The 26,440-nt window shown below is 44.1% G+C and carries 24 protein-coding genes; 8 read left to right on the forward strand and 16 right to left on the reverse strand.

Annotation, left to right across the window (positions count from 1 at the left end; all coding sequences use genetic code 11):
• Positions 1-225 precede the first annotated feature (225 nt).
• Complete coding sequence (locus ACU01J_RS08390; RefSeq protein ID WP_481085273.1) at positions 226-2,721, reverse strand: bifunctional diguanylate cyclase/phosphodiesterase; 2,496 nt, start codon at positions 2,719-2,721, stop codon at positions 226-228.
• Positions 2,722-2,863: 142 nt separating this feature from the next.
• Positions 2,864-4,783, reverse strand: a complete 1,920-nt coding sequence (locus tag ACU01J_RS08395; RefSeq protein WP_481085274.1) for an ATP-binding protein — start codon at positions 4,781-4,783, stop codon at positions 2,864-2,866.
• A gap of 130 nt (positions 4,784-4,913) precedes the next feature.
• Here ACU01J_RS08395 and ACU01J_RS08400 point away from each other — a divergent pair, with 130 nt between their 5' ends.
• The 3 genes from ACU01J_RS08400 to ACU01J_RS08410 all read left to right on the forward strand — a co-directional run bounded on the left by ACU01J_RS08400 (position 4,914) and on the right by ACU01J_RS08410 (position 6,931).
• On the forward strand, positions 4,914-5,645 hold the full coding sequence (locus ACU01J_RS08400; protein ID WP_481085352.1) for a substrate-binding periplasmic protein: 732 nt from the start codon (positions 4,914-4,916) through the stop codon (positions 5,643-5,645).
• A gap of 48 nt (positions 5,646-5,693) precedes the next feature.
• Positions 5,694-6,626: an endonuclease/exonuclease/phosphatase family protein gene (locus ACU01J_RS08405; RefSeq protein ID WP_481085275.1), complete on the forward strand. Its 933-nt coding sequence runs from the start codon at positions 5,694-5,696 to the stop codon at positions 6,624-6,626.
• Positions 6,627-6,784: 158 nt separating this feature from the next.
• Positions 6,785-6,931, forward strand: a complete 147-nt coding sequence (locus ACU01J_RS08410) for a hypothetical protein (RefSeq protein WP_053439888.1) — start codon at positions 6,785-6,787, stop codon at positions 6,929-6,931.
• 38 nt (positions 6,932-6,969) lie between these two features.
• Here ACU01J_RS08410 and yghU read toward each other — a convergent pair whose 3' ends face one another.
• Entirely contained in the window at positions 6,970-7,827 is an 858-nt protein-coding gene (gene yghU / locus ACU01J_RS08415) for a glutathione-dependent disulfide-bond oxidoreductase (protein ID WP_481085276.1), read from the reverse strand.
• Positions 7,828-8,048: 221 nt separating this feature from the next.
• Positions 8,049-8,702, reverse strand: coding sequence for an HAD family hydrolase (locus tag ACU01J_RS08420; protein WP_481085277.1), 654 nt, complete (start codon positions 8,700-8,702; stop codon positions 8,049-8,051).
• Positions 8,703-8,987: 285 nt separating this feature from the next.
• On the opposite strand from ACU01J_RS08420, the gene ACU01J_RS08425 reads away from it, so the two are divergent.
• Positions 8,988-9,890 carry an NAD(P)-dependent oxidoreductase gene (locus ACU01J_RS08425; protein ID WP_481085353.1) on the forward strand — a complete coding sequence of 301 codons (903 nt, stop codon included), beginning with the start codon at positions 8,988-8,990 and terminating at the stop codon, positions 9,888-9,890.
• Between the two features lie 199 nt (positions 9,891-10,089).
• On the opposite strand, the gene katG is transcribed toward ACU01J_RS08425, so the two are convergent.
• From katG to ACU01J_RS08475, 10 genes are all read right to left on the reverse strand, one after another.
• Complete coding sequence (katG, locus tag ACU01J_RS08430; RefSeq protein WP_481085278.1) at positions 10,090-12,261, reverse strand: catalase/peroxidase HPI; 2,172 nt, start codon at positions 12,259-12,261, stop codon at positions 10,090-10,092.
• Positions 12,262-12,491: 230 nt separating this feature from the next.
• Positions 12,492-13,109 carry a glutathione S-transferase family protein gene (locus tag ACU01J_RS08435; RefSeq protein ID WP_481085279.1) on the reverse strand — a complete coding sequence of 206 codons (618 nt, stop codon included), beginning with the start codon at positions 13,107-13,109 and terminating at the stop codon, positions 12,492-12,494.
• A gap of 8 nt (positions 13,110-13,117) precedes the next feature.
• Positions 13,118-14,152, reverse strand: a complete 1,035-nt coding sequence (locus tag ACU01J_RS08440) for an NADP-dependent oxidoreductase (RefSeq protein ID WP_481085280.1) — start codon at positions 14,150-14,152, stop codon at positions 13,118-13,120.
• 113 nt (positions 14,153-14,265) lie between these two features.
• Positions 14,266-14,853 (reverse strand): TetR/AcrR family transcriptional regulator, encoded by a 588-nt coding sequence (locus tag ACU01J_RS08445; protein WP_481085281.1) that lies wholly within the window; start codon positions 14,851-14,853, stop codon positions 14,266-14,268.
• Positions 14,854-15,029: 176 nt separating this feature from the next.
• Positions 15,030-15,344, reverse strand: coding sequence for a N(4)-acetylcytidine aminohydrolase (yqfB, locus tag ACU01J_RS08450; RefSeq protein WP_481085282.1), 315 nt, complete (start codon positions 15,342-15,344; stop codon positions 15,030-15,032).
• Entirely contained in the window at positions 15,344-16,540 is a 1,197-nt protein-coding gene (locus tag ACU01J_RS08455) for a DEAD/DEAH box helicase (protein WP_481085283.1), read from the reverse strand. Before ACU01J_RS08455 ends, yqfB begins: the two co-directional genes overlap by 1 nt.
• A gap of 81 nt (positions 16,541-16,621) precedes the next feature.
• Complete coding sequence (locus ACU01J_RS08460; RefSeq protein ID WP_481085284.1) at positions 16,622-17,059, reverse strand: hypothetical protein; 438 nt, start codon at positions 17,057-17,059, stop codon at positions 16,622-16,624.
• An 8-nt stretch (positions 17,060-17,067) separates the two neighbouring features.
• Positions 17,068-17,535: an OsmC family protein gene (locus ACU01J_RS08465; protein ID WP_481085285.1), complete on the reverse strand. Its 468-nt coding sequence runs from the start codon at positions 17,533-17,535 to the stop codon at positions 17,068-17,070.
• Between the two features lie 208 nt (positions 17,536-17,743).
• Positions 17,744-19,423, reverse strand: coding sequence for an RluA family pseudouridine synthase (locus ACU01J_RS08470; RefSeq protein WP_481085286.1), 1,680 nt, complete (start codon positions 19,421-19,423; stop codon positions 17,744-17,746).
• A 74-nt stretch (positions 19,424-19,497) separates the two neighbouring features.
• Entirely contained in the window at positions 19,498-19,899 is a 402-nt protein-coding gene (locus tag ACU01J_RS08475) for a hypothetical protein (RefSeq protein ID WP_481085287.1), read from the reverse strand.
• A gap of 264 nt (positions 19,900-20,163) precedes the next feature.
• Here ACU01J_RS08475 and ACU01J_RS08480 point away from each other — a divergent pair, with 264 nt between their 5' ends.
• Entirely contained in the window at positions 20,164-21,033 is an 870-nt protein-coding gene (locus ACU01J_RS08480; protein ID WP_481085288.1) for a LysR family transcriptional regulator, read from the forward strand.
• Between the two features lie 40 nt (positions 21,034-21,073).
• Here the strand turns inward: ACU01J_RS08480 and ACU01J_RS08485 are convergent, their stop codons facing one another.
• Together ACU01J_RS08485 and ACU01J_RS08490 are read right to left on the reverse strand one after the other, a co-directional pair.
• Positions 21,074-21,847 (reverse strand): siderophore-interacting protein, encoded by a 774-nt coding sequence (locus ACU01J_RS08485; RefSeq protein WP_481085289.1) that lies wholly within the window; start codon positions 21,845-21,847, stop codon positions 21,074-21,076.
• A gap of 94 nt (positions 21,848-21,941) precedes the next feature.
• Positions 21,942-22,526 carry a LysE family translocator gene (locus tag ACU01J_RS08490; protein ID WP_481085290.1) on the reverse strand — a complete coding sequence of 195 codons (585 nt, stop codon included), beginning with the start codon at positions 22,524-22,526 and terminating at the stop codon, positions 21,942-21,944.
• 146 nt (positions 22,527-22,672) lie between these two features.
• Between ACU01J_RS08490 and ACU01J_RS08495 the strand changes: the two genes are divergently transcribed.
• The 3 genes from ACU01J_RS08495 (at position 22,673) to ACU01J_RS08505 (ending at position 26,121) form a co-directional block, all read left to right on the forward strand.
• On the forward strand, positions 22,673-23,113 hold the full coding sequence (locus tag ACU01J_RS08495; RefSeq protein ID WP_481085291.1) for an Lrp/AsnC family transcriptional regulator: 441 nt from the start codon (positions 22,673-22,675) through the stop codon (positions 23,111-23,113).
• A 168-nt stretch (positions 23,114-23,281) separates the two neighbouring features.
• A complete protein-coding gene (locus ACU01J_RS08500) occupies positions 23,282-24,217 on the forward strand; it encodes a porin (RefSeq protein WP_481085292.1) in 936 nt (311 codons plus the stop codon).
• A 275-nt stretch (positions 24,218-24,492) separates the two neighbouring features.
• On the forward strand, positions 24,493-26,121 hold the full coding sequence (locus ACU01J_RS08505; RefSeq protein WP_481085293.1) for a methyl-accepting chemotaxis protein: 1,629 nt from the start codon (positions 24,493-24,495) through the stop codon (positions 26,119-26,121).
• The last annotated feature ends 319 nt before the right edge of the window (positions 26,122-26,440 follow it).

The raw sequence follows: 26,440 nt of genomic DNA on the forward strand, positions 1-26,440 counted from the left end.
CAAAAGACAACTCTTATTGTCATAATTTGGAGATTGTTGGTCTAGTATGCTTAACCAGACTGTTACGCGTTATCTGACTCTCTGTGTAGCCCTTTCCAACGATGTAACCAATGAACATACGATAGCACTTTTACAAATAGTTACAAAATAACAAAAAGTGAAAAGATAAATTTCACTTGCAAACTAAATATAATTAGAGCTAGATCAATTAACTTACCTAGCTCCCTAGAGATATAGCCCATTTTCGGTATTTGTATACTTATAAACTAATTGATCGATAGGGAGTGGGCGCTCTATCAAGTATCCTTGAAGCAGCTCACAGCCATATTTAATTAGCACTGCTCTTTGCGCTTCCGTTTCAACGCCTTCGGCGACTACACGCATGTTTCCTGACCGTGCTATAGCAAGGATCGCTTTTACCAGAGAATCACTCTGTTCTGAACTGAGCATTTTGTCGATGAAAACGCGGTCAATCTTCAACTCGTCTAATGGCAAATTGCTAAGGTAACTGAGTGATGAATATCCAGTGCCAAAATCATCCAGAGAGACAGTAAATCCTAGCTGTTTCAATTGGTTAATGATGGGTTCAACCTTAGGTAAATCGTTAATCAGTACATTTTCTGTGATTTCTAGGGTGATGCGATGGCTAGGCAATTCATGCTTTTCAGTAATGCTTTTGAGCTGAGGAATAAAATTGGTATTCATCAACTGCATCGGTGAAATATTGATAGAGAGAACCAAGTCTGAATCTGGCGATGGGAATGCTTGTACAAACTCTTCGCAGGCTTTATTGATAACGAACTCACCAATCTCACTGATCAAACCAATTTCTTCCGCCAAAGAGATGAATTCTAGTGGGGATACCTGACCAAGTTGAGGGTTATACCAACGCAACAAGCTTTCAACGCCATGTAATACGCCTGTTTCAGCGTTGACTTGCGGTTGATAGTTCACGGTCAACTCACCTCGGTCAACGGCTTCTCTGAGTTCGCGTTCAAGAAGAAAGTCATATTGAACTTGTTGATTGATGGAGCTATCGAAAAAGAGTACATCACCTTTTTGTCGTGCTTTCGATTTGTACAGCACTATATCCGCTTTCGAAATCAGCTCTTCAGGGTCATCTCCGTCGGACGGATACATAGAGACACCAATAGAACAGCTGGTGAAGAGCACTTTGCCGTCAATAACAAACTGCTGCTTGAACACATTTTTGATTTGCTCAACTTTTGATTCGGTTTCACTGAGATTCTTTAGGTTAGAGAAGCAAAAGATAAATTCATCTCCACCAAAACGGGCAACGTAATCATTTGGCCCTAAAAAGGCGTCGAACTTTTTGCCAATTTCGCTCAGTAAACGGTCTCCAGCACTATGGCCATACAGGTCGTTAACCTTCTTAAAGTCATCAAGATCAACAAACATAACTGCTAGCTGACAACATTGCTTTGCTGATGTCTCGATTCCCTCTTTAATATGCTGATGGAGTAACGAACGATTCGGTAAGCCTGTTAGCTCGTCGTGACTCGCCATATGTTCCAACTGATCTTTAGTGTGTTGCAGATTTTCAAAATCGTAATTGATGCGCTTTTCAAACTTTCTAAAGCGATTAGCGATTAAACGGCTTAAGGAGTAAGAGAACAGGGCGACAATGATGGTTGTGACAATGCCAATAAGCAGAAGCTGTTGTAGTGTTTTTTGTTGTTCCTTTTCAGCGGAAGATTCACGCTCTTTAAAGTACTGCTCACTAAGTGAATCATATACACCAGCGCCAATAGTCCAGTCCCAATTTGGAACCTTAACAACGTAACTTGTTTTAGAAAGACTCGAGATATTTTCAGGGCCTGTGGTAGCGATATAATTTACGAACTGTTTATCGGCTTCCATGATCCGTTTTGACGCTTGTTGGTATTGTTCATCACCAATAGCAAATGTATTTTGTCCAATTAACGATTCATCGATATGAGAAAGAATGGTGCCGTCGCTAGCAAGAACAAAGATATAACCATAGTCACCAAATCTAAGGTTTCTTATCCACTTTAACGACGTCTGTTTAATATCATTTTCAACATCGACAACGTAATCGCCCGTTCCTATGAACCAATCGTATGGAGCGAAGTATTTACCAAAGCCGACTTTTTCGAATTCCTTATTACGGTTTTCTGGCTTAACAAACCACCAGCGATAGAAAGCTTCATCTTGTTTTTTTATGAGTTCTCCCATTTCACGGACGATATAACTACCACGCACATCTTTGAAATCCCACAATGAGGTGCCTTCAACGCGTGGAAGTAGAGGATGCATGACATTGAGACCATCCGTTTTGTAGATGAAAAAGTAGCCGCGTCCTTGGTTAAAGCGGATATCTCTTAATGCATCCGTAATCAACTTGGTTACTTGTTCTTCTGGAAGATGTTTATTGCTCTCATAGAGGCGCGTTGCAATCGCATGCGCTTCATAAATATGTTCTTGAATGGTGTCTTCCAATTTGTCTTCAACTTGATTGCGAGCAAATTGAATTTGTTCTAGAACGTATTCCACACGATTAGTCAATGTGGCGAGTCGTCGTTGTTCATCTTCTTGTTTTAGGTAGTTGAGTTCTTCACGCGAGCTAAGAACGGTATCCCTAACTGTCAGGACAACCCATAACAAGGTAAAGACGGCGACAATGGTAGCAGGAGCATAAGTGATTAGGTTAAGCAGTTTCTTGTCTGTTAGCTTAGTCATGCCACTCCTTGAGGGGTTTAAGAAAGTACAATAATTATAGCGGCCATGATGTTAGAACATTTAGTTAATAACAATATTTTATAGCATTCCTTTTAAATATGAGATCTCAACATGTGTAACTGTTTGCTTTGTTGGGCGTATTCTAAGTTGATTGCCTTTCTTTTACGTCTAGGTCATTCAGCAGTTGCTGCAAACGCGGGATGTGTTTAATCAATGCGGAACGTATCTTCTTGGGATCAACTGGCTTGGTTAAGAAGTCGTCCATTCCGGATTTGTAGCACAGTGATTTATGTTCTTTCATGACGTTGGCTGTGACAGCGATGATGGGCACCTGACGACGCCAATCATCACAGTTGCGCAGCACTCGTGTCGCTTCGTAACCATCCATGATGGGCATATGGCAGTCCATCAGAATCGCATCGAATTGACGTGTTTGGCAGACGTCTACTGCTTCTTGGCCGTTGTTGACGATGGTTGTATTCACATTCAATAGGTTGAGCATGACGCTAATGATTTGCTGATTCACTTTTGTGTCTTCGACAACCAAAACGGTAATGTCGCTATCCACTTGGTCATTAATTAACTTAATCTCATCCTGAGAGTATTTCTCAGTGAAGTTAACTAAATTGCGTTTAATCGGCGGAGTTTCTTGGGTGTCGGTATTAGTAATATGTATAGGAATGGTAAAATAAAAACTACTGCCAAGACCGACTTCACTCGTGACTTTGAGCTCACCGCCCATCATCTCGATAATTTTTTTGCTGATCGCTAACCCAAGGCCTGTCCCACCATAATTTCTGGTCGTGCTGCCATCCGCTTGCTGGAACTTCTCGAAGATAGCGGATAGGTTTTCTTTGTCTATACCGATGCCAGTATCTTTCACTTCTATGTGCAGGTGGGGGTGTTGCTCTATCTGTAAAGAATTCACTTTTAGTTCAATATGGCCTTGTTGGGTAAACTTGAGTGCGTTACCGATTAAGTTATTTAACACCTGTTTAAGGCGCACTTGGTCACCTTTGATCTCATTAGGTAGGTTAGGTTCAATATTACATTGGAACATCAGTTGCTTCTGTGCAGCTCGAAGACTGTATTCGTTGGATTGTTGCTGAAGCAATTGGCGAATATCGAATGGTTCATTACTAAGAGAAAAGTGTCCAGCTTCAATCTTCGAGAAATCAAGAATGTCGTTAATGATATCGAGCAAGGTATTTGAGGAGCTGTTAAGGATATCTAGGTAGCTTTTTTGTACTTCAGTTGGATTCGTTTCTTCTAAAAGCACCGCAATTCCCACTATGCCATTCATCGGCGTACGAATTTCGTGGCTCATATTTGCAAGAAATTCGCTTTTTTTGATATTGGCAACTTCAGCTCTTTCTTTCGCTGACTTAAGTTGTTGATAGTTAGTCTCTAGTTGAGTAATACAGGTGTTGTATTTTTTGATTAGCTGCGCGATTTCATCATTGAACTTTCGGGGATGGCCAGTAATCTTATTAGGAGTAAAGTTACCTTCAAAGTCTGACATTGCGCGGGAAACATTCTGGATGGGCCGCACAATCATGGTTAATACGATATAAAGCAAACTCGCAACTATGATGCTTGTCTGGAGTAGAGTGACTGATAGTAACCACAGAAAATCACCCCATAGTTGACTATGGATAGGAGCCATGTCGGTCTTTATGGTAAGTGTGCCGATGGTAAATTCTTTCTCACCAAGTGAATGGGTGATTGGCCATTGATGCACGATGATATGTTCACTTTCGATACGCCCTACGGAGGCGATGACCTTAGTGCCGTCTTCGAGCTTTACTGAGTCTATGTGGGGGAGTTGATAGATTCCTTCGATTTGCGTATCAATTTGTTCGGTGTCAACGACCCATAGACTGGCACTAATGCTGGCAAGATAACTGCCTTCCAATTGATGTAATTTTTGATCAATAGAAGCTAACTCGGAACGATAGCCGTGATAAAAATTTATTCCGGCAATGATCAATGCCAGTACTACACTTACAGTCACTATGGCGATTACAAGCTGTTTGGCAATACCCCAGTTCAATTGCTTCATGCGTTAACAATCCATTTCAAGTGAGTCTTGTTGCTTATAAATAGCCTAGTATTAATATCGATAGAGTGGTAAGAAAAATTACAAGGAGTAGGTAGTGGAACGAGTTAGATTAGTCAGAGTGGCAATTGCAATGCTGTTTGGCATTAGCACGTACCAGTCATTGGCCAATGATGTTGTGAATTACTATGTAATCGCAGGACAAGCGCAGCCTTTCCAAATTGAGGAGCAGGGGAAGAATCACTCCGGCATTGTCTCTGACATCATTGCTGAAATATTTGCTGAAAGTGGCTATCAGCTCAATTATCACACTTATCCATTCAATCGAATGATTTCCACATTAGAGGCAGGCGGTGAACAAAATTGGATCACGTATGGGAGCCCAAATTGGGGAAGGGTGCAATCTGAACATCTATCGGACTTACCTATCTATAACGTAAAGCATGCTTTGGTGACGAGCACAAAAGCGTCTTTTAATTACGACAGTCTTGGATCAATTAAAGGTATAGGTTTGGTGCTTTTACTCGGATTCGATTACGCAGAACTGACACCGTATATCGAGCAGGGTGACGTGAGTGAAATTCGGGTCAAAAACTATCAGGCAGCGTTTAGGATTATCGAGAGATTGCCAAGTGATACTGCATTTGTTGAAATGGAATCACGCGTAAAATACCACTTAAAGCGATTGGGTCTAATGGAGCAGAACTTTCGTATTGAGGCGTTTAATGATGTGATTGAGGATTACCCGATTCATTTGGCATTTTCTGGTGCAATGAAGCCGGAAATTAGGCTGTTTATCAATCAACGCTTAGCGGAAATGAAAGCCAATGGGTCGTTGCAAGAAATAATTAATCGGTATATTTGAACAACTTGAACCATACTTTTAACAGCGTTTTTTACAAGGTGGGCAGTTGTGAAAAGAGTGTTGTTATGGCTTGTGGTCTTTGCTCCAGCAGTCGCTTGGGTGACGTTGTCGTTTTATGAGACGACGTGGTGGGTAGAAAATATCGTTGCGTTCCCTGCGCTGTTTTTAATCGCATATTGGCTCTTGAGTGTCGGATTGCTTCTAGTTCGCCACTGGTTTGCTGCCGTCACCTGCTTACTGTTGTCTTCTGTGTTTTTCATGTTGGCTCCAAAATCCCACCAACGACAAGTGAGTAATTGTGTTAATCCGATCACCATCGCCCAATACAATCTCTTTTACGCCAATGATGATGTGAATGCCTTTATTAATTACCTAATGTCGACACCTAAGGATCTGGTTGTCCTTCAAGAGGTTGCCCCTGAAGTAGGGGAGAAACTGAAAAGTTTAACGGATATATACCCTTATTATTATGGCGGGCAGGAAGGCGTGGGCTACCCGTCCAGTCAAATGATCTTAAGCCGTTCGCCACTGACCAATATGTCGGTCTATATGACGCCTGATCAACAAGCGATCATTCGAGGGACCTGGCATCCTAATAAGCATATCGCGATAACGCTGGTTGCGGCTCATCCCCCATCACCAAGGACGAAACCCTTATGGTACCGGCGTAATGCGTTAATACGTACCATTGAATCGATTAACGAAATATACCCTGCTGAAGAGGTGCTAGTCGTCGGGGATTTCAACCTATCTTCAGTTAGCTTAAGGTTTGGTACGCTCTTTCCAAGCTATCAGACCCTTCCTGTGGCGAGTTGGCCAAACTGGGCCAGTGACTTTACGACGCCTGACTTTTCAATGATTGCAATTGATCATCTGTGGTTAAAATCGGCAGCAAGTGGTCGTCGAATATGTGAACGCCGTAGTGTTGCCCGTCCGAACGGCTCTGATCATAAGATGGTGATCACCCAGATTGGCTATTGATACCGATGTGAGTGTCGAAAAGAGGAAGTTAGTGGCGCAAATGATGACAACTGACGGTCGTTGGTTAGTCGATAGTGCTGCCGTGTTTTAGGTTGCAGTAACATTGACCACTCGCTAGAATTGCCGCTCCTTTCATTGCTGTAAATGTGTGAGGACATATGAATAGCGCGCAAGTTGCGGCGTCGTATTCGACAGTAGCAACTTCACCGAAACGTGAAGTGCTACTAAGAGAAACAATGGCGCTAGCAAAAATGGCTTCAGCAATCGCACTGCCATTTTTGCTATTGTCTCTGGTTTGGATCTAATCCAGAGCACACAGCACAAGGATGTGTGCTTTTATACACTAAGGCTTGAGCTTTAGCACCTTGTCGATATCTTCCGCGCTATGGCGTTCTGGCGCCTGTTCCCACTCTTCTCCCCACGATTTATTCACAATACGGCCGCGTTGTACCGCTTCACGCGCTTCGATTTGCTCCGCCCAACGTTTAACGTTCTTGTAGCTATCGGTATCCAAGAACTCAGCCGCGTCATACGCTTTACCAAGCACTAAGTTGCCATACCAAGGCCATGTCGCGATGTCTGCGATAGAGTACTCGTCACCACCAAGATACGTTGTTTTAGCAAGTTGCTTATCAAGTACATCTAACTGGCGTTTTGCTTCCATAGCAAAGCGGTTAATTGGGTACTCAAACTTCTCTGGTGCGTAGGCATAGAAATGGCCGAAACCACCACCAAGGTAAGGTGCTGAGCCTTGCAGCCAGAACAACCAGTTCATGACTTGGGTTTTCGCTTTAAGGTCTTGTGGTAAGAAGTGACCAAATTTCTCTGCAAGGTAAAGTAAGATGTTACCAGACTCAAACACATTGATTGGCTCATCACCTGATTGGTCAACCAGTGCAGGGATCTTAGAGTTCGGGTTAATTTCTACAAAACCTGACCCAAACTGTTCGCCTTCGCCAATGCGAATAAGGTACGCGTCATATTCCGCTTCTTTCACCCCAAGTGCTAGAAGCTCTTCGAGCATAATTGTGACTTTCTGGCCGTTTGGTGTACCCATAGAGTGCAACTGAATAGGGTGTTTACCAACGGGAAGCGCCTGTTCATGACGAGCACCAGAATCTGGTCGATTAATACTTGCCCATTGGCCGCCATTTTCGTCTTCCATCTTCCATACTTTAGGTGGTACGTATTGGTTAGTCATTGTTATTCCTTATTCCGATTGATATCAGGCTAGGTTGAGCATTAACAAGCAAGCGTAAAACTTAGCTCAACAGACACTTATTACAGTTGGGATGAAATCGCCGATTAAAAGGGGGCTAGGAATTTATGTATAGAACGCTTGGTTATTGAAAATGGAGATTGGATATAAGTAAGTTCTAATATAAGGGAAAGAAGCTTGGCGATACCAAGCTTCTGAATATATTAGCGACGGATTTGTTTTAAGTGTTCTAAAACCGCGTTAAGAGAAGGAAGAATAGAGTGGCCGAGTTGGATGACTTCAGGACTTGGCTCAACTAAGTCGGGAATTTGGAAGGTCATCATATTTGCGCCAACAGCACTAATCACGCCGTTGTTTGAATCTTCAAAAGCGAGACATTGACTTCGGTCAACCTCGAGTCTTTTAGCAGCTAAAAGGTAAATCTCTGGATCAGGTTTTCCGTTTGAAACTTCACAACCGCAAGTTACTGAGTCGAAATAGCCAGACAAGCCTGCCAACTGGAGCTTTGTCTCAGCAATGTCTTTATGTGTCGACGTTGCGACAGCTGTAGGAATGTTATTCGCTTTGAACCAAGAGAGCATGTCGATAACCCCATCTTTAACTGGGATCGCTTGATGTTTGACGATGGCTTGGTAGTTCTCTTTCCATTCCTTGTGCAGTCGTTCAAGGTCGTCACCGTAGGCGTCGCGGAAAATCTTCTCAATACCTGCTGAGTTTCTACCAATAATAGACAGATAAACGTCTTCGTAGAAAGGTAGTTCTTGAGTGAGGCAGGCTTGCTTAAATACTCTCATACAGACTCTTTCTGTATCGAGTAAAAGGCCATCCATATCGAATATCGCGGCTTGATAGTTCATAGTTACAACTTGAATAGAATGAAAGTGCATCGATTTTGTCATACTTTTTCTAAAGGTAATAGAGACAAATTTATACAAATCAACAACCTAAAAACATTACCAATTGCCAGTGTGAATGTATGTGTGTTTATTTCATGCCCATGCTCAATAAAAGGTAAAAATAAATTATAGACCCATGTTCTTACTGTGATACAAAGCCTTTAAAGGAGCCTTGTTGTTAAATGCACTTGGCGGATATTAATTTGTCATCCAATGTTTAGTACACTCATGTGAAAACGATAAGTAATAAACTTTAAGGGGAAAAAAGTGCAGGATAAAAAGGTAGCGTTTGTTGGTTTAGGTGTTATGGGTTACCCGATGGCGGGCTTTTTAAGCAAAGCCGGGTATGAAACAAAGGTGTTCAATCGTACCAAGGCGAAGGCAGACAAGTGGTCAACGGAACACGCTGGACAAGCGTGTGATACGCCAAGCCAAGCTGCACTGGACGTGGATGTGGTTTTCGTGTGCGTTGGTAATGATGACGATGTCCGTAGCGTGGTGTACGGAGAAGAGGGCATTCTTGCTACTTTGAAGCCGGGCGCAGTACTCGTTGATCATACAACGACGTCAGCCGAGTTAGCTGTTGAGTTAGCGAAAGCTGCAAAAGAGAATGGCAATACCTTCATTGACGCACCGGTGTCTGGTGGTCAAGCGGGCGCAGAGAATGGTGTATTAACCATTATGTGCGGTGGTGAACAAGCGATCTTCGATGCGGTTTCACCGATCATGGATGTGTACGCGAAGCAAATGACACTGCTGGGTGAAAATGGTCAGGGTCAACGATGTAAGATGGTTAACCAAATTTGTATTGGCGGTATTTTACAAGGCCTCAGCGAAGCCTTATTACTGGCGCAAAAGTCAGGGTTAGACGTTGAACAGGTGGTCGAAACATTAAAGCATGGCGCTGCTGGTTCATGGCAGATGGAAAACCGAGCCGTCACTATGTCTCAAGATAAGTTCGACTTTGGTTTTGCTATTGATTGGATGCGCAAAGACTTAGGATTCTGTTTAAAAGAAGCCGAGCGTGTAGGCCTAGAGCTTCCATTAACAAAAAAAGTGGACGAGCAGTACGCGGAGCTGCAAGAAGATGGCTTTGGCCGCATGGACACGTCCGTACTCATGAAAGCGGTTACGAAAAATCAGCAGTAAGCAAACTAGTAAAAAATAAACAGTTCTTTGGTATCAAATAGCTTAAAGAAGTTAAAGTTATCCATATCTAACTCTCCTTGAACTGAGGTTTAAATAAAGAGGTGCCCATATGCACCTCTTTTCTCATTTAAGTGCTACATAGTTAACCCTAGTTGATGATTGGCCTCTTTACCAACTTCAACTAAAGATTGACTTGCGACTAGTTCAAATCGAAACGGTCAGCGTTCATTACTTTGGTCCATGCTGACACAAAGTCCTTAACGAATTTCTCTTTGTTGTCATCTTGAGCATAAACCTCAGCGTATGCGCGAAGAATCGAATTCGAGCCGAAGACAAGGTCCGCGCGAGTCGCTGTCCATTTCTCTTCACCTGAACGACGCTCAATTATTGAGTAAGAGTTACGGCCGGTTGGTTTCCACAAGTAACGCATGTCTGTCAGGTTGATAAAGAAATCATTGGTTAATGCGCCTACTTGGTCGGTAAACACACCATGCGCAGTATTCGCGTGGTTAGTACCTAGCACTCGCATGCCACCAACAAGAACTGTCATCTCAGGTGCTGTTAGCCCCAATAACTGTGCATGGTTAAGCATCAATTCTTCTGGTGTCGCAGAGTAGTGCTGTTTTTGCCAGTTACGGAAGCCATCAGCGATTGGCTCTAACACTGCAAATGAGTCAATATCAGTTTGCTCTAGCGATGCATCACCACGCCCTGGAGCGAAAGGTACGTTAACCTCGAAACCTGCTGCTTTCGCTGCTAGCTCAATACCCAAGTTACCAGCAAGAACAATAGTGTCTGCAACGCTAACACCTGATTCAACGGCGATCGCTTCCAGAACAGAGAGAACCTTAGCTAAGCGCTCTGGCTCGTTACCTTCCCACTGGCTAAGTGGTGCTAAGCGAATACGTGCACCGTTTGCGCCACCACGTTTATCTGAGTTACGGAATGTACGGGCGCTATCCCATGCTGTTGCCACCATGTCGCTAATCGATAGGCCACTTTGAGCAATCTTCGCTTTTACTGCTACTACATCGTAGCTTGCATTGCCTGCAGGTACGGGATCTTGCCAAACTAGCTCTTCTGCAGGAATGTCTGGACCGAAGTAGCGACTCTTTGGACCTATATCGCGGTGGGTCAATTTAAACCAAGCGCGAGCGAACGTTTCAGAGAAATACTCAGGATCATTGTAGAAACGGTCAGAGATCTTGCGGTATTCAGGGTCAACGCGCAGCGCCATATCTGCATCTGTCATGATTGGATTCAGACGAATGCTTGGGTCTTCAACATCAACGGGCTTATCTTCTTCTTTGATGTCCATTGGTTCCCACTGCCATGCACCTGCAGGGCTCTTACGTAGCCACCAATCGTAGTTTAGAAGTAGATGGAAATAGCCGTTATCCCATTGTGTAGGGTGAGTTGTCCACGCACCTTCAATACCGCTAGTAACAGTGTCTCGACCAATTCCCCGTGTGCTATTGTTGAGCCAACCTAGACCTTGTTCTTCGATATCCGCTCTTTCAGGTTCTGGGCCTAATTTCGATGCGTCACCGTTACCGTGCGCTTTGCCTACAGTGTGACCACCGGCAGTTAGTGCCACGGTTTCTTCATCATTCATACCCATACGAGCGAAGGTTTCACGCATATCTCTTGCTGTTTTGATTGGATCAGGCTCGCCGTCAACACCTTCAGGGTTTACGTAGATTAGGCCCATCATTACCGCTGCTAGAGGGTTTTCTAAGTCACGGTCATCTGAGTAGCGACTGTTATCTCCGCCACTTTCTTGTAGCCACTCTTGCTCTGCACCCCAGTAGATATCTTTTTCTGGGTGCCAAATATCTTCACGACCAAAGGCGAAACCGAACGTTTTCAATCCCATTGATTCGTAAGCCATGTTACCCGCTAAGATCATCAAGTCTGCCCAGCTAATTTTGTTGCCGTATTTTTGCTTGATTGGCCAAAGCAGTCGGCGAGCTTTATCTAAGTTACCGTTATCTGGCCATGAGTTTAGCGGGGCAAAGCGTTGATTGCCTGTATCAGCGCCACCACGGCCATCACCGATTCGATATGTACCAGCAGAGTGCCAAGCCATACGAATCATTAAGCCGCCGTAGTGCCCCCAGTCAGCTGGCCACCACTCTTGGCTGTCTGTCATTAGATGCTTTAAGTCTTGTTTTAAGGCTTCAACATCGAGTTTTTTCAATTCATTTCGATAGTTAAAATCTTCGCCCATTGGGTTCGATTTCTTATCATGTTGATGAAGGATGTCTAGGTTAAGCGCATTTGGCCACCAAGCGACATTTGAAGAATTAGCAGAGGTTGCTCCGCCGTGCATGACTGGGCATTGACCGCCGTTGTTATTTTTATGTTCCATGAATTGCTCCTAGAGTGTCACAGCAAGTAAGTAGTGTGAGTAAAGAACCACGCTTAGAGCGTGACCTTTGTTGTACATAGAATAGGAGCTTGTGGCGTTTTTATATATCTGGTTATAGCTATGCTTTTGATAGGTACTCTCTATCGTAATCTAAACAGAGACTTAGACGGACATAGAGAGTCGTACGAGAGGCGAAAATAACGCTGCCGATAAACAGCAGCGCTAAAGGTTTAGCCGTATTGAACTTCTAACTGCTGTGCTTTTTGCCAAGCTGTGTGCGTCGCTAATTGTTTGGCGTATTGAGTAATGTTCGGATAGCGTTCCATGAGTCCGAATTTGTTCAGTGCCTCGACAATGAATGACATCATAATATCAGCGCCAGTCAGCTTATCAGCGACCAAGTAACGCTTGCCTTCAAGCGATTGGTCGATGTAGCTCATCACTTTATCAAGCTCTAGTTCTGCGTAATCAGACAGAAAGTTGGTCGGTGCGCCATCTTTAGCGACGAATATTTTTAGAAGCAGTGGTAGTGCCGCCGAACTCTCAGCGAAATGTAACCATTGGATATAGTCGATGTACTCTTCACTATCACGGCTTGGAGCAAGGCGCTCAGCAGCATATCTACTGATTAAGTACTCTGTAATGGCACCTGATTCAGTAATCACTCGACCTTGATCTTCGATCACTGGGGACTTGCCAAGTGGGTGAACTGACTTGAGTTCTGGTGGAGCAAGAAACGTCACACTATCTCGCTGATAAGGGACGATTTTGTATTCCACTTCGAGCTCTTCAAGGAGCCAGATAATACGCTTAGAACGAGATTGGTTTAGGTGGTGTAAAGTAATCATGTTAGCTCCTACACTGGCTCGTTAGTTTTGACGACGAGTTTGCCAAAATTCTCGCCCTCCAATAGGCCAATGAACGCTTCAGGTGCGTTTTCTAGTCCTTCCACTAAGTGCTCTCGGTAGTGAATTTTCCCTTCTGATAGCCATTGTGTCATTTGTTGCGCAAACTCACCGTAACGGTGGCCGTAGTCATCAAAGATGATGAAACCTTGCATCTTGATACGTTTAATTAACAGTTGCGCCATCAGCATAGACATGCGGTCCGGCCCTTCAGGCAGTGAGGTTGCGTTATATTGTGAAATCAAACCACACAGTGGGATACGAGCACCAGTATTGAGTAGGGGCATGACAGCATCAAAAACTTTACCACCAACGTTTTCAAAGTAGACATCAATACCGTTATCACATGCAACGGCAAGCTGCTCGGCGAAATCTTCCGCTTTGTGGTCGATACACTCATCGAAGCCTAACTGCTCTTTTGCGTAACGGCATTTCTCTTCGCCACCCGCAACGCCAATGACTCGGCATCCTTTTAATTTACCAATTTGGCCGACCATCGAACCCACAGCGCCAGTGGCTGCAGCAACGACCAAAGTGTCTCCTTCTTTTGGTTGGCCGATGTCGAGTAGGCCCATATAAGCGGTAAAGCCTGGCATACCCATAACACCTAGAGCATAAGAGGGATGGCTTGGGTTCATGCCCATTTTAATCAGCCCTTCACCGTCAGAAATACCGTAGTCTTGCCAACCTGTGAACGCTAATACCCATTCGCCTTTATCAAAGTTAGGGTGATTCGACTCCACAACCTGACAAACGGTACCACCAACCATGGTTTCGCCAAGGGCTACAGGATCAGCGTAAGATTTTGCATCGCTCATTCGACCACGCATGTATGGGTCTAGTGAAAGGTAGACACTACGTAACAGAATTTCGCCTTGTGCTGGTGTTGGAACTTCAGAATGTTCAAGGCGGAAGTTTTCGGGAGTTGGTGCACCAACAGGACGTGATGCTAGTACAATTTGTCGATGAGTAGTAGGGTTAGACATGGTTGTTATTCCTTATTAGACCGGTCGTCTAGTTGTGGTTTCAAAAAATCCCATCCTAAAATGGACGGGAGATTTAACGATTCAATGGTTATTCACCACGAACAATTTGTTAGCTAATTAGTGCCTAAACGCTGCTTTGTCGTCGCTAGACACAATTCAAGATGAGATTGGTCTTGCATTAATTTGTTGAGCAGGCTTGCTCCGAGCCATTGTTGATAAAGCTGTCTCGCAACCTCGTGGCAATGGAGTGGGGCAATAGAGCCATCATCAATGCCTCGTTGCAGTGTATGTGCGAGCGCTTTAATAATTAGCTCCGCACCGTTGGCAAGTGATACGCGCATGGTGTCGGAGAGATCAGAAACTTCTGCACTTAATTTTACAATCAGACACTTGTTAGCGTTGCACACGCCATTGTCTATCGCCAACCATCGTGAAAAGTAGTCCAGCAAACAGTCACGACCATTCGTATCTGGTTGGTCGAGCACTAATTGGATACGAGCCATGTAGCTGCGAACATACTCTTCAATTAAAGCTTCACCGAATTGCTCTTTCGACTTGAAGTAATGGTAAAACGAGCCTTTAGGGACTGCTGCTGTTTTGAGAAGTTCTGATAAACCAACAGCTGTAAAGCCTTTGCTAACGATCAAATCGTAGCCGACAATGAGAATATGCTGTTTAGTATCTTGTGTGTTAGCGTTCATGAGAGTCACTATAACGATCATTAGACCAGTCGTCTAGTGTCTGTGGCGAGAAATTGTTTTAGATATAAAGACCGATTGAGAAGGCGGCAAAGTAACCCATTGTAACTAGCGTAAAAGTTCAAACGATGCAGGTAACACGCGTTACCTGCTGTTGTATATAAGTATTGCTCTGATGACTAGACCAGCTCGTAGCTGATTTCAAATAGCGTGTCTGTGTTTGGATAAATGTCTCTGATCAGCTTCTTAAGCTTTGGCAGTTCAATGTACTCTTGCTCTGCGTGGAACTGATTAATGTCGTCATAGTGCAATGGCTTTACCGATAGGATCTTTACTTCACACACCTTTTGATCGGTTTCAAGCGTGTAAACCTCAACCGTTGTTCCTGGCACATAGTGAGACTCAGACTCGTCTCTAATAGTGATGGTTTTCTTTCCAGACGCGACCAAAGGCGTTAAAAACTCAAAGAAGGTAATTTTCGTTGGCGCTTTCATTATTGTTCCTTTTGTTGACGCTTGTGCTTTGGTACGTAGTTTAAAATAGAGATAGGCACTGGTTTGCGAGGTTCAAACCCTTCAACTTCGCGGCGTTCGAGTAAGTGACCCAAGCGGCTCTCAATCATACATAGATTTTTAAAGTTATCTTTCGATACAAATGAAATTGCTTCGCCTTGTGCATTAGCACGGCCTGTACGGCCAATACGGTGAACATATTCATCCGCAGGGAAAGGAAGATCGTAATTAATAACGCGGCTTAGCCCTTCAATATCAATACCACGAGCACCGACGCCAGTCGCAATCATGTATTTGATTTTACCTGCCTTGAAGTCTTCCAATAGCTTAGAGCGGATCGCTTGGCTGCGACCACTGTGGAAAGCTTCCGCTTCAATACCGCGCTTTTCAAGCTGGCTTGCCAATTTAGCGGCACCGTGTTTAGTTTCGATAAAGATCAGCGCTTGGTCCCACTCATTTTCTTTAATTAAGTGGCTTAGAAGGGCAGATTTCTTATCTTTATCAACGGTAATGAGCCATTGTTCGATGTTTTTCTTTGACGCTTGATTAGCGGCAATTGAAATCTCGTACGGGTCATGAACCGCGGTTTTTGCAAGATCGCGAACCTTGTTTGAAAGCGTCGCGGAAAACAGCAGGTTTTGAATATCTGTTGGCAAGCGATCTAAGATCTTATTAATGTCTTCGATAAAACCCATGTCCAGCATGCGGTCTGCTTCATCGAGCACTAAGATTTCAACTTCTTCAAAATAAACGGCACGTTTGCCATACATATCAAGCAAACGCCCAGGGGTAGCAACAAGAATATCGACACCGTCGATCAGCGCTTGTTTCTGTGGTTGTTCGTCAACGCCACCGTACATTGCTAAAGAAGTAAGGTTTAAGTGCTTGCCATACTCTTGGACTTTCTGCTCAACCTGAACGGCTAGCTCGCGAGTTGGAGCTAAGATCAACGCGCGAATACGCTTTTTACGCTGAGTTTCACCTTGTGATAGCTTTTCTAAGATTGGCAGGACAAAACTTGCAGTCTTACCGGTACCGGTTTGTGCTGCAGCAATCAAATCTTCGCCATCAAGAATGACAGGGATAGCTTTGTTTTGAATGTTGGTCGGTTTGTCGTAACCAAGTTCAGAAATAGCGTTAGTGATAGGTTGGCTTAAGCCGAGTTTTGAGAATGGCATGTTTACACTCTGGATCTAGATGAATCAGGGGAGTTTCACCCCTTAGATGACGCAGAGTGTAGCATGAAGTCGCGAGTGTGATTAGCTTTGTTTTTCTAGATACCAATTACCCTTACACGGGCCGTTTGTTAGATACCAGTTCCCTTGAATTCTATTTTTGCCAACGGTACCTTTGAAGCGATAATCCCATTGTCGATTGGTGGCATACAGAACGAGCTCATCGTTCTCTTGGTTGATCCAACCTTTCAATGAAGTACCGTTGTAGGTGAGCGTTAATTTGGCAAGGCCATCTTTAACTACGCCAGTGATGGTTGTTCTCTCACAGAGGTTATTACCTGTGACGTCAACTCGTCGACCTAGCCACTCACCGTCATGAAGCGTCGAAACGGTAAAGTCGGGTTTTTGCGGCAGTTTAGGGAACGACTCTGGGTTACTTGAACCAAATAGATCCGTTTGCTGACCATAAATGATAAAGCAGCTGAAACCTATACCAAGTAGCCAAAGACCTTTCTTTTTCATAGTGTTCACTAGTCCAAAATTTCGGTAACAATTTGAGTTCTCACCGAGTTGGCGATAAAGCAATGTTGATGGGATAGGTGGTGTAGCTTTTCCAACTGCTGACGGCTTGGCTGTTTTTCTCCTAAGAAAACAATCTTGGGACGCAGTGTTACCGTAGTCACTGAGGTATAACCGTGTTCATCTTCTTCCATAACGCCTACCGCATGATCAAAGTAGCTCTCGATGACGTAGCGCTGCTTGGCGGCGATGCCAAGGAAGGTCAGCATATGGCAACTTGAAATAGAAGCAATGAAAGCCTCTTCGGGATCAACATTTTCTTCAACGGAGAGTGGCAGTGGAACAACATGGGGAGATGAAGACGCTGGGACAATCACACCCCCATCAAACTCCCACGTATGACCGCGGCTGTATTGACTGTCACTAAAAGGTTCATGACTCCCTTTTTTCCATTTAACCAAAGCAGAATAGCTCGACATATAAACTCTCCTTGAATATGTTTGGCTATGCTAGGGCTTTCAAGAGCGGTTGACGAGATATTACCTGCAATCGTGGAGTAAAAAGCGAGATAAGTCTCAGGAGTGATAAGTCCTTGGCTAAAAGCATGAATAGCCTAATTGTAAGGTTGCTTCAATTAAGGATATTTGTCGTGATACGAATTAGACTCATCAAGCTCGGTTGTTCACTTTAAAATTCAGAATTAACTTGAAAGGTGAGTCGCTCACCACTGTATGGGTGATCAAACTCTAAGCGCTCAGCATGTAAATGAAGTCGATCGGCTTTTTCACCGTACAAGGTATCACCCACCATAGGGGTATTGAGCCCAAGGTGGTGGGCACAGTGAACTCGCAATTGATGCGTTCTGCCTGTCTTAGGGTATAGATATAGCTTGGTGCGGTAATCAATAGTAGAAATTGCTTCCCAATAGGTTTCGGCAGGTTTGCCATGCTCATAACAGACTAGCTGTCGAGGGCGATCGACTGGATCGCCGCGCATTGGCAAACTGATCTCACCTTGTGACTCTTCTACGCTTCCTTCAAGTAGTGCCACGTAACGCTTTTTAACACTGCGTGAGATGAACTGTTTTTGAAGGCTTTTATTGGCACGCTTGGTCAGTGCAAAAACCAACAGACCAGATGTCGCCATATCTAATCGGTGAATGACAAAAGGCCCTTCGACATCAGGGTAACGTTGTTGCAGGCGAGTATATGCTGAGTCAGTAATGGTTTTTCCGGGAACAGACAGTAGGCCTGAAGGTTTATTAACGACCACCATTGACTCGTCTTCAAACAGAATTTCAAGCTCTTTGTCTTCCGCCCAGTTCTCTTCCAGAGGGTTATCATCAACCTGCATACCTTGCATCATATGGCCCAGAATAGGTTGACATTTACTGTTACAAGAAGGGTAGAACTTAGCGTGCTGCCTGATTTCAGATTTTGGCGATACACCCCACCAAAACTCAGCCATTGCTAACGGCTTAAAGCCATGTTTAAAGGCGTAATGTAGCAGCTTAGGCGCAGCGCACTCACCCGCACCAGCTGGTGGCGTCGGTGTTGCGGTTGGTTTGAAAATCGCTCGTAACGATTCTTGCTGGCCGTTAGCATTTAAGAATCGATATTGTTCGAATAGCTTGTTTTGCAGCGTATTGGACATCTGCTTGCGCTGCTCTTTAAGGCTCACGAGTTCGTCTTCAAGCACATCTAGCTTGGATTCGATCTCGCCAATCTTATTGTCCCAATCAAGCTTTAGGTATTTAAGAACATTCTTTTCAGCCACGCTTTCTTTACCAAGCTCAACGAGCAGTGAATCCACACTCGCTTTGTCGAGCGTTTGTTCTGCAGTTTTTCGGCGCGCTTTACGCTCAGCACGGCTGTGAATCATCTGCGCTCGATGCGCTTGTTCTTCTGCTTGGTATTGGTCTTGCGCCGTTTTTAACGCTTCTCTAAGCTGCAGTAGTTTTGGTTCATCTTCGCGCGACTTTACCTCATTACTAACTTGAGTGATCTCTGCGACTTCTGAACGGAAAAAGCTTTGCTCAGCCAACATATCAAACACAGGCGGAACAAACCCCGGTAGCAAGTTTGAGTCTGCGATTTTTCCTGAGAAGGCCGACAAGTAACCAATCTCACCTTGCGCAGATTGAACCAACAACACGCCAAACATTTTACCCGTGCCTTGGGTTGAATCATCCAGCCCAAAATCGTGCTGCCAATCTTGCTGGTGCTTTAGGTGTTCTTGCAGTTGATTCGCCGCCAACACACACAGAGGGTGGGCTTGATAGTAGAACGGAAAGGTGAACTTTTCGGGTAGTGAATAGGTGGAAATATCAGTGTTGAAGCGGGTAAACAGGTCGTTAGGGTGGTGCATATAACTATTCACTACAGGTAAATTCAATTGGCGCTGATTTTACCTGTTTGAAGTGCGAATGCTACAAAGAATTACTAACGAGTGTACTCAGCATCCACGCTGATAAACCAGTGTTGCACGGTGCCATCTTCACGCTCTACCCAAAGATCATTATCAAAGTGCTTGATGCGACCTTTTACTGTTAAGGAGAGTTTGTTTTCGTCAGTGGTTTCAAATTGAATGAATGGGTCAGAGGTGATCAAAAATGGTTCGGCGTCCTTTACGTCACCATTGCTATCAATCAAAAAGAAATGATTAAGCTTGCCATCTTGTGGCTTGGTTGAAATGGCTTTGTAGCCAACAATCTGGAAGCCATTACCAATCGGCTTACTCAATATTTCACTGCTGAGTCTGACATGTGTGGGAATAAACACCCAAGCAAGCAGGAAAGAAATAGCAGAAATAATCGCACCGATGGAAAGAGTAAGTTTGGACATAGCTAGAAATTGGAAAAGCGAAACAGAGCGCTACTCTAGCACAAAGTGTCACCATAAATGTAATCTCGAGACGTTAAACGGTCATTGTTGTGTTATTGGATGAAGTTTTAACCAATATCTCCTCATTTTATTATCTCAGTTAGACGTTAGAAGACTCAAAAATGATCATAGAATGATTCAATTAATTTGCGAGTTGATTGCAGCCTCTATTGCATAGCTGTAATAATACTCGCAAAAATAACACCTAATATTGCAGAGCAGCTTATGGCCAATTGGGAAGGGGTGAGTGAATTTGTTGGGGTCGCAGAGACTCAATCATTTACTGCCGCAGCAAAAAAACTAGATACTTCGGTTGCTCAGATTAGTCGACGAGTGTCGGCGTTAGAAGAACGTTTAGCTGTTAAGTTATTCAACCGTACCACGCGCAAAGTGTCGCTCACAGAAGCGGGGCAGCTTTATTATCAACAGTGTAAGCACCTAGTTGAAGGTCTTGAATTGGCTGAATTAGCCGTGACCCAAATGCAGTCAACGCCCAAAGGTTTGCTTAAAGTGACTGCGCCTGTGACGTATGGCGAGCAGCACCTTGCGCCTCTATTGCATCAGTTTTTAGAGCTCTACCCGCAGGTGAATCTCGACTTGATGCTCACAAACCAAAAGCTTGATCTTATTGAGCTTGGTGTTGATGTGGCAATTCGCCTTGGCCGATTGCAAGACTCAAGCCTTATCGCCAAACGTTTATCGAGCCGACAGCTTTATGTCTGTGCTAGCCCGGATTATTTAGACCGATTTGGTGAGCCTCACACGTTATCAGAGCTGAGCAATCATCAATGCTTAGTCGGCTCTGTAGAGTATTGGCGTTTTAGAGATGATAAAGGCGAGAAATCGATGCGAGTGTCTGGGCGTATTCACTGTAACTCTGGCTACGCACTATTGGATGCCGCCAAACGGGGCTTAGGCCTTGCGCAGTTGCCTGATCACTATGTTCAGGAAGCGTTAGATTCAGGGGAGCTGGTGGAAGTTCTGACTGAATATCGCGATGAGAGAGAAGGGATATGGGCGCTCTATCCGCAAAATCGTAACTTGTCGCCCAAAGTGCGCTTACTGATTGACTTCTTAGCGGAAAAACTAGGTTAACCATTTAGGGGGAATAGTATTCTCCCTAAATGTTTTGCCATTAAGCTTCTTGTTCTTCAGCATCTTTGCGTTTGATCACCTTGTGGCCATCTTCTGCAACGCCTTGTTTCCAATAGCTACTGATGTAGATATTTTCGCGTTCTACCTGTTTTTCATTTCGGAAGTATTGGCGTAGTGCACGCATCGAATCGAACTCACACGCACACCAAACAGAAGCACTACCATCAAGCCACTTTAATTGACGCGCTGATTCAGCAAGGTCGTCTTGTTCAAATACCCAATGCACAGCAAATTGCTCGGGTACGTCTAAAGGTTGAATGTCTTGCTCAGAAATCACTTTAACGACGGCGTAGCCTTTAGCATCACGAGGCAATTGTTTGATCTTGGCTGATAGGGCTGGCAATGCGGTCATATCTGCCGTCATAAAGAACCAATCGGCTTGTGTGTTCATATCTTGAATCGCACCAGGACCAGCAATAGACATGGTGTCACCCACACTTGCATCCATCGCCCAACGAGCAGCGAAGCCACATTGGAGATCTTCAGTAATATGCTTTACAAAATCGACTTCGATAGTGCTCGTTTGGGCATCAAACTGACGAATTGTGTAAGTACGCATAACCGGTCTGTCGTGTGGGCCCATTGCCGATAGGTCAGTAGAGCCTGACGGGGTAAACAACAGCTTGATGTAGCTACCTTCACAGTTGGCAGGGAACTCACGTAAGCAATCTGACTGGAATGTGATTCTCTGCATATTAGGTGTGATGGACTCAGTAGCGACGACAGCAACTTGTTTAGGTGATGGCTTTTTCATATTACGACTCGATAATTGTTCTTGTTTGCATTTAGCTTAACAACAGAGTCGTAAATTGAATAGCATCTTTAAACAAATTTACATTATTGACCGTTTAGATCATCGGCAGGGTAGATCCCACTAGCAACGCCGCCATCGAAATATTGAATGCACGAACACGAAATGAATTGGTTAGCCAGCGTTGTAGCTCGCGCCCAGCCAAAATCCAAAAGGTGCCTGATGGGTAGTTCACAAGCAGAAACGTCAGCGAAATAATACCCAGCTCAAACCAACCGCCGCCGTTGCTGTATAGGGTGACTGAGCTCAATGCCATTGACCAACCTTTTGGGTTGACCCATTGGAAACTCGCCGCGCCAAAAAAGCTCATTGGTTTAAAATCGTCAACATCTTTGGCGCGGCCACTGAGCGCGATTTTTGCGGCTAAGTAGACCAAATACGCCAAGCTAATGTATTTAAGAAGGGTATGAGTAAGCGGATAAGCGGTGAAAACTGACGACAAGCCAAGCCCAACGATAAGAACCATAAAGGCAAACCCGAACGCGACCCCACTCATATGGGGCAGGGTGCGCATATAACCGATGTTAGCACCGGAAGTCATCAGCATTAAATTGTTTGGACCGGGCGTAAACGTAGAGACAAAAGCAAATAGCACCAGTGCGCTAAGCTGTTCGAATTCCATAGTGATTTCCTTACTAGTTCAACAAACGCAAGATAATTGCGTGAAAAAGGGTGTTCTGACCGGTCACGTTTATACTAGGTGGATTTTTGAACAGTTTTATGTTTTTATTCGAACTCTAAGGGAACTTTACGCAATAAAGGCTATTTATGGATAGGTTTGACGAAAGAATATTGCAAGAGCTAAAAGTAGACGGAAGAATCTCCAATGTAGAGCTGTCAGAAAGGATAGGATTATCTGCCTCTGCCACCTTAAGGCGTGTCCAAGAACTAGAGAGACAGGGCGTGATAAAAGGTTACCGTGTACTGATTGATAGTAGTCAGCTTGGTGTCGGTTTCATTGCCTACGTCTCTATCGGGTTATCGAGTCACCGCAAGCAATCACAACTAGAGTTCGAACAACACGTCCAGTTCGTTGATGAAGTGGTCGAATGCCATAACATTACTGGCGCTAACGAATACCTTCTCCGGGTAGAGACCCGTGACTTACCTAGCTATAAGAAGTTTCACGCTGATGTTCTTGGCGAGTGTGAACACGTCCAATCGATCACCACCATGGTAGTGATGGACTCATCAAAAGACGAACGATAGCAAGTGAGTGAATATGCAGGCTAAATAGTACTATCTGTAATAATTCATACACTTAATCGCCATCTAATCGTAATGGGTTAGCAATTAAAGCTTAATGCTATCCCTCTAATTTATCTCGCATCACACAGTTCGAGCATAGAAGCTCATTATAAATGCAAGGTAAATAAGATGAAAAAAGCAGCGGTAGCGTCAGCAGTATTTGCAGCCCTAGTATCAGGTTCTTCACTAGCAGCGACAGTTTACAAATCAGATGGCACAGAGTTAAAAGTTGGCGGTCGTGCAGAAGCGCGTTTCAATATTTCAGATGAGAACGAGTCAGCAACAGACAGCTCATTTGATGACAAGTCTCGTGCACGTTTTAACTTTGTAGGTAAGACAGAGTTATCTGACGGTTTGTATGGCTTTGGTAAATATGAAGCGGAAGTTGATACAGACTCTAGCTCTAGCATCAATAACCGTTACGTATACGCAGGTTTCGGTACTAACTTTGGTGAGTTTTCTTACGGTAAGCAAGACTCTGCACAGGTTCAGGTTACAGATTTCACCGATCTAATGAACACGTTTGATGAAGCGGCAGCTGACCTTATTGGCGCGAACAAAGATAAGCGTGAGAATAACTTCGTTTACTCAGGTAACTTTGAAGCACTTAAGGTTAAAGCTAACTACATCGCGTCTGACCAGAAAGATAACGACAGCTTCGGCCTATCAGCGGTTTATGGTTTTGACTTTGGTCTTGACCTAGGTCTCGGCTATACAACTCAGGATCAAGGTGATAAGTCTGAAGATCAGGTCAACCTTGGTGTGAGCTTCAAGCTAGATGCATTAACGCTAGCTGCAATCTACGGTGATGGTACGGTAGTAACAGCAAACCAAGAGTTCGATGCGAACATGTTCGAGCTTGGCGCGAAATACAAGCTAGGTAAAACATCTCTAATTGCTGTGTACAACTATCAAGAAGTAGATAACACAGATACAACGGATCACATTGCATTAGAAGTGGAACACAAGTTTAACGGTAACCTGCGCACGTATGTAGGCTACATGTTCCAGCAGCTAGACAATACAGAAGACGAGCTACAAGCGGGTATTCGTTACGATTTCTAACTCGAACTGCCTGAAGTTCAGCTAATTGGCCAAGCATTGCTTGGCCTTTTTTTGTTTTGGGTCAAAGTGGGATGTTGGGAGATGCTTTATAAATCGGTTGCATATGGAATCTAAGGCATAGGAGCTTACGCAAACGGTTTATAAAAAAAATCCCGATTTTTTAAAAGGTTGTTTGTCATTTCAGCTGCTAATTGTGCTAGACTCCGCGCCCTTTATGTTGTGGGAATATTCCCAGATCAAGGATGAAATCAAAAGAAACTTGATTGAGAAAAATAATGCAATTATCGCTTAAAAACTTGTCTATTCGAACTCAGGTACTGGTACCTGTACTATTTACCACTTTCGCACTGTTCATTGCTCTATGGATTACTAAGAATAATCTTGAAGCAGAACAAGAAATTATCTCTTCAAACACAGATTCATTGGTGTTCTATAAAGACAAACTTGCTCAGATTGATGACCAAGTATACCCATTACGAATCAGTGCAGTTTATGCGATTTACGATTCATCACGCCGTGAGGTGTTTCTGAGTGAACTGAAAACAGGTTTAGCTCAAATTCAGAAAGACCTAGATATGATGGCGCGTCGCGATACTTTTCGTGACGATGTTAATGGTGTGCGCCGCGCAATTGAAAACTACATTCAATTCTCTAACCGCGCTGTTGAGCTATTTTCACGCCGTGATCAGGGTTCAGTGAGCGAACAGGAATACTCAAACTTTATCGCTCAATACCGTGATTCTGGCAACCAGATGGTTGAAAGCATCAACAAGCTATCTGCGAAAGTAAATACGTTCGCGTCAGCTGCAATGGATAACAGTGCAGTACAAAACGCAAAGGTACAAAACCTTGCGATGATTCTTGTGTTATCGGTTCTGGCGATTTCGCTACTGGTTGCTTGGATCTTGTCTGGCATGATTGTGACGCCAATTCAACGCCTACAAGAAGTGATGCGTAAGATTGCTGAAGGCGATCTATCTGTTCGCGCTGATGTCGACGGCGATAATGAAATTGCACACCTAAGTGAAGACGTTAATCAGACTGCAGAAAAACTGCATTCGACAGTGAATGAGCTAGCGCGCATCAGTGAAGAGGTGGCTTCTGCATCAACAGAACTTGCAGCGGTAATGACTCAAGCTCAGGCAAACGCGCAGCAAGAGTTAGCTGAAATCGAACAAGTGGCTTCAGCAGTTAATGAGTTATCAAGCACAGCTGACAACGTGAGCGATAACGCTCAACTAGCGGATTCAACAGCGCGTGAAGCAGACCAACTAGCAAAATCTGGCCTAGAGATCTTTGAAGAGAGCAACCAAGCGAGCGCTCAAATGGGTCAAGCACTTAACGAAGCAGCGAGTGTGGTTCTAACGCTAAAAGAGCAGTCAGAGCAAATCAACGACGTGATTGAAGTAATTCGCGGCGTATCTGAGCAAACTAACCTACTAGCACTGAATGCGGCAATCGAAGCAGCGCGTGCCGGTGAGTCTGGTCGTGGTTTTGCTGTAGTAGCCGATGAAGTTCGTATGCTTGCAGCACGTACTCAAGAGTCGACTGGTGAAATCCAAGCGATCATCGAAGAGCTACAAAAGCAATCTGGCCTAGCTAATGACAGCATGCAGCTAAGCTTAGAAATGCTAGAGAAGAACAACGAGCTAGCACTGCAAGCCAACAGCGCACTACAAGGTATTACAGAGTCGGTGACCAACATCAACGACGCTAACACCCAAGTAGCGACAGCCGCAGAGCAGCAATCACAAGTGACTCAAGACATTAACCGCAATGTGGTCAACATGTCTGAGCTAGTGAACCAAAACGTATCTGGTATTTGCCAAAGCGCAAGTGCAAGTAACGAGCTATCAGCATTAGCCGAGAAGCAGAAAGCACAGCTATCGTTCTTTAAACTGTAATTCTGTTACGCAAAATAAAGGGCAGAAGTCGGAAACGGCTTCTGCTTTTTTTGTATCTCGATTTTGTGCCTTGAAGGTTAAAGCGAAGAAAAACGTGTCGAGTGCCTAAAATTTAGCCGAACAGTACATGTTTTTGTTATTTAATGATGAGTCTAAAGGGGCAGTTTTGGGTGATATTTTCGTGTTTTCAGGTAAAGAACGGTTTGTTTGGTCAATATACTTTCAATAGTGAGACGAAAAGGATTGCGCAAACGTTTTACATGAATTGAGCTAAGTGGTTGTTTTAAAGGGGAAAGTGTTGAAAATGGAACGAGTTGCG

Source organism: Vibrio sp. 2433-A1 (genome assembly GCF_056726085.1).